Source organism: Actibacterium lipolyticum, from assembly GCF_900184935.1.
Taxonomy (GTDB): domain Bacteria; phylum Pseudomonadota; class Alphaproteobacteria; order Rhodobacterales; family Rhodobacteraceae; genus Actibacterium_A; species Actibacterium_A lipolyticum.
Genome location: NZ_FXYE01000009.1, coordinates 1 through 5,513, shown reverse-complemented (window position 1 = coordinate 5,513; position 5,513 = coordinate 1). Strand labels below are relative to the sequence as shown.

The 5,513-nt window shown below is 44.9% G+C and carries 8 protein-coding genes; all 8 read right to left on the bottom strand.

Going from position 1 to position 5,513, the window contains the following annotated elements; all coding sequences use genetic code 11:
• Positions 1 to 112: 112 nt before the first annotated feature.
• The 8 genes from COL8621_RS19495 to COL8621_RS19460 all read right to left on the bottom strand — a co-directional run bounded on the left by COL8621_RS19495 (position 113) and on the right by COL8621_RS19460 (position 5,490).
• Positions 113 to 640 carry a hypothetical protein gene (locus COL8621_RS19495; RefSeq protein WP_000487867.1) on the bottom strand — a complete coding sequence of 176 codons (528 nt, stop codon included), beginning with the start codon at positions 638 to 640 and terminating at the stop codon, positions 113 to 115.
• Between the two features lie 110 nt (positions 641 to 750).
• A complete protein-coding gene (locus COL8621_RS19490; RefSeq protein WP_000065572.1) occupies positions 751 to 2,034 on the bottom strand; it encodes a major capsid protein in 1,284 nt (427 codons plus the stop codon).
• Positions 2,035 to 2,070: 36 nt separating this feature from the next.
• Positions 2,071 to 2,187, bottom strand: a complete 117-nt coding sequence (locus COL8621_RS19485) for a phage DNA packaging protein J (RefSeq protein WP_000033471.1) — start codon at positions 2,185 to 2,187, stop codon at positions 2,071 to 2,073.
• A complete protein-coding gene (locus tag COL8621_RS19480) occupies positions 2,187 to 2,645 on the bottom strand; it encodes a scaffolding protein D (RefSeq protein WP_000084700.1) in 459 nt (152 codons plus the stop codon). Before COL8621_RS19480 ends, COL8621_RS19485 begins: the two co-directional genes overlap by 1 nt.
• The gene (locus tag COL8621_RS19475; protein ID WP_016670801.1) at positions 2,642 to 2,881 is read right to left on the bottom strand and encodes a phage DNA packaging protein C; all 240 of its coding nucleotides are present in this window, start codon (positions 2,879 to 2,881) and stop codon (positions 2,642 to 2,644) included. Before COL8621_RS19475 ends, COL8621_RS19480 begins: the two co-directional genes overlap by 4 nt.
• Positions 2,814 to 2,966: a hypothetical protein gene (locus COL8621_RS19470; protein ID WP_435988044.1), complete on the bottom strand. Its 153-nt coding sequence runs from the start codon at positions 2,964 to 2,966 to the stop codon at positions 2,814 to 2,816. The genes COL8621_RS19475 and COL8621_RS19470 overlap by 68 nt, the downstream gene beginning before the upstream one ends.
• Positions 2,899 to 4,440 (bottom strand): replication endonuclease, encoded by a 1,542-nt coding sequence (locus COL8621_RS19465; RefSeq protein WP_000252566.1) that lies wholly within the window; start codon positions 4,438 to 4,440, stop codon positions 2,899 to 2,901. The genes COL8621_RS19470 and COL8621_RS19465 overlap by 68 nt, the downstream gene beginning before the upstream one ends.
• Positions 4,441 to 4,503: 63 nt before the next feature.
• Positions 4,504 to 5,490, bottom strand: coding sequence for a Minor spike protein (locus tag COL8621_RS19460; RefSeq protein ID WP_000466547.1), 987 nt, complete (start codon positions 5,488 to 5,490; stop codon positions 4,504 to 4,506).
• Between the last annotated feature and the right edge of the window lie 23 nt (positions 5,491 to 5,513).

Here is a 5,513-nt window from a genome sequence, read left to right as displayed (position 1 = left end):
CCTTGAATGCCACCGGAGGCGGCTTTTTGACCGCCTCCAAACAATTTAGACATGGCGCCACCAGCAAGAGCAGAAGCAATACCGCCAGCAATAGCACCAAACATAAATCACCTCACTTAAGTGGCTGGAGACAAATAATCTCTTTAATAACCTGATTCAGCGAAACCAATCCGCGGCATTTAGTAGCGGTAAAGTTAGACCAAACCATGAAACCAACATAAACATTATTGCCCGGCGTACGGGGAAGGACGTCAATAGTCACACAGTCCTTGACGGTATAATAACCACCATCATGGCGACCATCCAAAGGATAAACATCATAGGCAGTCGGGAGGGTAGTCGGAACCGAAGAAGACTCAAAGCGAACCAAACAGGCAAAAAATTTAGGGTCGGCATCAAAAGCAATATCAGCACCAACAGAAACAACCTGATTAGCGGCGTTGACAGATGTATCCATCTGAATGCAATGAAGAAAACCACCATTACCAGCATTAACCGTCAAACTATCAAAATATAACGTTGACGATGTAGCTTTAGGTGTCTGTAAAACAGGTGCCGAAGAAGCTGGAGTAACAGAAGTGAGAACCAGCTTATCAGAAAAAAAGTTTGAATTATGGCGAGAAATAAAAGTCTGAAACATGATTAAACTCCTAAGCAGAAAACCTACCGCGCTTCGCTTGGTCAACCCCTCAGCGGCAAAAATTAAAATTTTTACCGCTTCGGCGTTATAACCTCACACTCAATCTTTTATCACGAAGTCATGATTGAATCGCGAGTGGTCGGCAGATTGCGATAAACGGTCACATTAAATTTAACCTGACTATTCCACTGCAACAACTGAACGGACTGGAAACACTGGTCATAATCATGGTGGCGAATAAGTACGCGTTCTTGCAAATCACCAGAAGGCGGTTCCTGAATGAATGGGAAGCCTTCAAGAAGGTGATAAGCAGGAGAAACATACGAAGGCGCATAACGATACCACTGACCCTCAGCAATCTTAAACTTCTTAGACGAATCACCAGAACGGAAAACATCCTTCATAGAAATTTCACGCGGCGGCAAGTTGCCATACAAAACAGGGTCGCCAGCAATATCGGTATAAGTCAAAGCACCTTTAGCGTTAAGGTACTGAATCTCTTTAGTCGCAGTAGGCGGAAAACGAACAAGCGCAAGAGTAAACATAGTGCCATGCTCAGGAACAAAGAAACGCGGCACAGAATGTTTATAGGTCTGTTGAACACGACCAGAAAACTGGCCTAACGACGTTTGGTCAGTTCCATCAACATCATAGCCAGATGCCCAGAGATTAGAGCGCATGACAAGTAAAGGACGGTTGTCAGCGTCATAAGAGGTTTTACCTCCAAATGAAGAAATAACATCATGGTAACGCTGCATGAAGTAATCACGTTCTTGGTCAGTATGCAAATTAGCATAAGCAGCTTGCAGACCCATAATGTCAATAGATGTGGTAGAAGTCGTCATTTGGCGAGAAAGCTCAGTCTCAGGAGGAAGCGGAGCAGTCCAAATGTTTTTGAGATGGCAGCAACGGAAACCATAACGAGCATCATCTTGATTAAGCTCATTAGGGTTAGCCTCGGTACGGTCAGGCATCCACGGCGCTTTAAAATAGTTGTTATAGATATTCAAATAACCCTGAAACAAATGCTTAGGGATTTTATTGGTATCAGGGTTAATCGTGCCAAGAAAAGCGGCATGGTCAATATAACCAGTAGTGTTAACAGTCGGGAGAGGAGTGGCATTAACACCATCCTTCATGAACTTAATCCACTGTTCACCATAAACGTGACGATGAGGGACATAAAAAGTAAAAATGTCTACAGTAGAGTCAATAGCAAGGCCACGACGCAATGGAGAAAGACGGAGAGCGCCAACGGCGTCCATCTCGAAGGAGTCGCCAGCGATAACCGGAGTAGTTGAAATGGTAATAAGACGACCAATCTGACCAGCAAGGAAGCCAAGATGGGAAAGGTCATGCGGCATACGCTCGGCGCCAGTTTGAATATTAGACATAATTTATCCTCAAGTAAGGGGCCGAAGCCCCTGCAATTAAAATTGTTGACCACCTACATACCAAAGACGAGCGCCTTTACGCTTGCCTTTAGTACCTCGCAACGGCTGCGGACGACCAGGGCGAGCGCCAGAACGTTTTTTACCTTTAGACATTACATCACTCCTTCTGCACGTAATTTTTGACGCACGTTTTCTTCTGCGTCAGTAAGAACGTCAGTGTTTCCTGCGCGTACACGCAAGGTAAACGCGAACAATTCAGCGGCTTTAACCGGACGCTCGACGCCATTAATAATGTTTTCCGTAAATTCAGCGCCTTCCATGATGAGACAGGCCGTTTGAATGTTGACGGGATGAACATAATAAGCAATGACGGCAGCAATAAACTCAACAGGAGCAGGAAAGCGAGGGTATCCTACAAAGTCCAGCGTACCATAAACGCAAGCCTCAACGCAGCGACGAGCACGAGAGCGGTCAGTAGCAATCCAAACTTTGTTACTCGTCAGAAAATCGAAATCATCTTCGGTTAAATCCAAAACGGCAGAAGCCTGAATGAGCTTAATAGAGGCCAAAGCGGTCTGGAAACGTACGGATTGTTCAGTAACTTGACTCATGATTTCTTACCTATTAGTGGTTGAACAGCATCGGACTCAGATAGTAATCCACGCTCTTTTAAAATGTCAACAAGAGAATCTCTACCATGAACAAAATGTGACTCATATCTAAACCAGTCCTTGACGAACGTGCCAAGCATATTAAGCCACTTCTCCTCATCCAACGCGTCAGTTTTTGACAGAATCGTTAGTTGATGGCGAAAGGTCGCAAAGTAAGAGCTTCTCGAGCTGCGCAAGGATAGGTCGAATTTTCTCATTTTCCGCCAGCAGTCCACTTCGATTTAATTCGTAAACAAGCAGTAGTAATTCCTGCTTTATCAAGATAATTTTTCGACTCATCAGAAATATCCGAAAGTGTTAACTTCTGCGTCATGGAAGCGATAAAACTCTGCAGGTTGGATACGCCAATCATTTTTATCGAAGCGCGCATAAATTTGAGCAGATTTGTCGTCACAGGTTGCGCCGCCAAAACGTCGGCTACAGTAACTTTTCCCAGCCTCAATCTCATCTCTCTTTTTGCGTTCTGCTTCAATATCTGGTTGAACGGCGTCGCGTCGTAACCCAGCTTGGTAAGTTGGATTAAGCACTCCGTGGACAGATTTGTCATTGTGAGCATTTTCATCCCGAAGTTGCGGCTCATTCTGATTCTGAACAGCTTCTTGGGAAGTAGCGACAGCTTGGTTTTTAGTGAGTTGTTCCATTCTTTAGCTCCTAGACCTTTAGCAGCAAGGTCCATATCTGACTTTTTGTTAACGTATTTAGCCACATAGAAACCAACAGCCATATAACTGGTAGCTTTAAGCGGCTCACCTTTAGCATCAACAGGCCACAACCAACCAGAACGTGAAAAAGCGTCCTGCGTGTAGCGAACTGCGATGGGCATACTGTAACCATAAGGCCACGTATTTTGCAAGCTATTTAACTGGCGGCGATTGCGTACCCGACGACCAAAATTAGGGTCAACGCTACCTGTAGGAAGTGTCCGCATAAAGTGCACCGCATGGAAATGAAGACGGCCATTAGCTGTACCATACTCAGGCACACAAAAATACTGATAGCAGTCGGCGTGTGAATCATTAGCCTTGCGACCCTCGGCAGCAAGAACCATACGACCAATATCACGAAAATAGTCACGCAAAGCATTGGGATTATCATAAAACGCCTCTAATCGGTCGTCAGCCAACGTGAGAGTGTCAAAAACGATAAACCAACCATCAGCATGAGCCTGTCGCATTGCATTCATCAAACGCTGAATAGCAAAGCCTCTACGCGATTTCATAGTGGAGGCCTCCAGCAATCTTGAACACTCATCCTTAATACCTTTCTTTTTGGGGTAATTATACTCATCGCGAATATCCTTAAGAGGGCGTTCAGCAGCCAGCTTGCGGCAAAACTGCGTAACCGTCTTCTCGTTCTCTAAAAACCATTTTTCGTCCCCTTCGGGGCGGTGGTCTATAGTGTTATTAATATCAAGTTGGGGGAGCACATTGTAGCATTGTGCCAATTCATCCATTAACTTCTCAGTAACAGATACAAACTCATCACGAACGTCAGAAGCAGCCTTATGGCCGTCAACATACATATCACCATTATCGAACTCAACGCCCTGCATACGAAAAGACAGAATCTCTTCCAAGAGCTTGATGCGGTTATCCATCTGCTTATGGAAGCCAAGCATTGGGGATTGAGAAAGAGTAGAAATGCCACAAGCCTCAATAGCAGGTTTAAGAGCCTCGATACGCTCAAAGTCAAAATAATCAGCGTGACATTCAGAAGGGTAATAAGAACGAACCATAAAAAAGCCTCCAAGATTTGGAGGCATGAAAACATACAATTGGGAGGGTGTCAATCCTGACGGTTATTTCCTAGACAAATTAGAGCCAATACCATCAGCTTTACCGTCTTTCCAGAAATTGTTCCAAGTATCGGCAACAGCTTTATCAATACCATGAAAAATATCAACCACACCAGAAGCAGCATCAGTGACGACATTAGAAATATCCTTTGCAGTAGCGCCAATATGAGAAGAGCCATACCGCTGATTCTGCGTTTGCTGATGAACTAAGTCAACCTCAGCACTAACCTTGCGAGTCATTTCTTTGATTTGGTCATTGGTAAAATACTGACCAGCCGTTTGAGCTTGAGTAAGCATTTGGCGCATAATCTCGGAAACCTGCTGTTGCTTGGAAAGATTGGTGTTTTCCATAATAGACGCAACGCGAGCAGTAGACTCCTTCTGTTGATAAGCAAGCATCTCATTTTGTGCATATACCTGGTCTTTCGTATTCTGGCGTGAAGTCGCCGACTGAATGCCAGCAATCTCTTTTTGAGTCTCATTTTGCATCTCGGCAATCTCTTTCTGATTGTCCAGTTGCATTTTAGTAAGCTCTTTTTGATTCTCAAATCCGGCGTCAACCATACCAGCAGAGGAAGCATCAGCACCAGCACGCTCCCAAGCATTAAGCTCAGGAAATGCAGCAGCAAGATAATCACGAGTATCCTTTCCTTTATCAGCGGCAGACTTGCCACCAAGTCCAACCAAATCAAGCAACTTATCAGAAACGGCAGAAGTGCCAGCCTGCAACGTACCTTCAAGAAGTCCTTTACCAGCTTTAGCCATAGCACCAGAAACAAAACTAGGGACGGCCTCATCAGGGTTAGGAACATTAGAGCCTTGAATGGCAGATTTAATACCAGCATCACCCATGCCTACAGTATTGTTATCGGTAGCAAGCACATCACCTTGAATGCCACCGGAGGCGGCTTTTTGACCGCCTCCAAACAATTTAGACATGGCGCCACCAGCAAGAGCAGAAGCAATACCGCCAGCAATAGCACCAAACATAAATCACCTCACTTAAGTGGCTG

Coding starts and splice junctions, on each gene's coding strand:
- COL8621_RS19490 (WP_000065572.1), bottom strand. CDS start 2,034: ATGTCTAATATTCAAACTGGCGCCGAGCGTATGCCGCATGACCTTTCC.
- COL8621_RS19480 (WP_000084700.1), bottom strand. CDS start 2,645: ATGAGTCAAGTTACTGAACAATCCGTACGTTTCCAGACCGCTTTGGCC.
- COL8621_RS19485 (WP_000033471.1), bottom strand. CDS start 2,187: ATGTCTAAAGGTAAAAAACGTTCTGGCGCTCGCCCTGGTCGTCCGCAG.
- COL8621_RS19465 (WP_000252566.1), bottom strand. CDS start 4,440: ATGGTTCGTTCTTATTACCCTTCTGAATGTCACGCTGATTATTTTGAC.
- COL8621_RS19495 (WP_000487867.1), bottom strand. CDS start 640: ATGTTTCAGACTTTTATTTCTCGCCATAATTCAAACTTTTTTTCTGAT.
- COL8621_RS19460 (WP_000466547.1), bottom strand. CDS start 5,490: ATGTTTGGTGCTATTGCTGGCGGTATTGCTTCTGCTCTTGCTGGTGGC.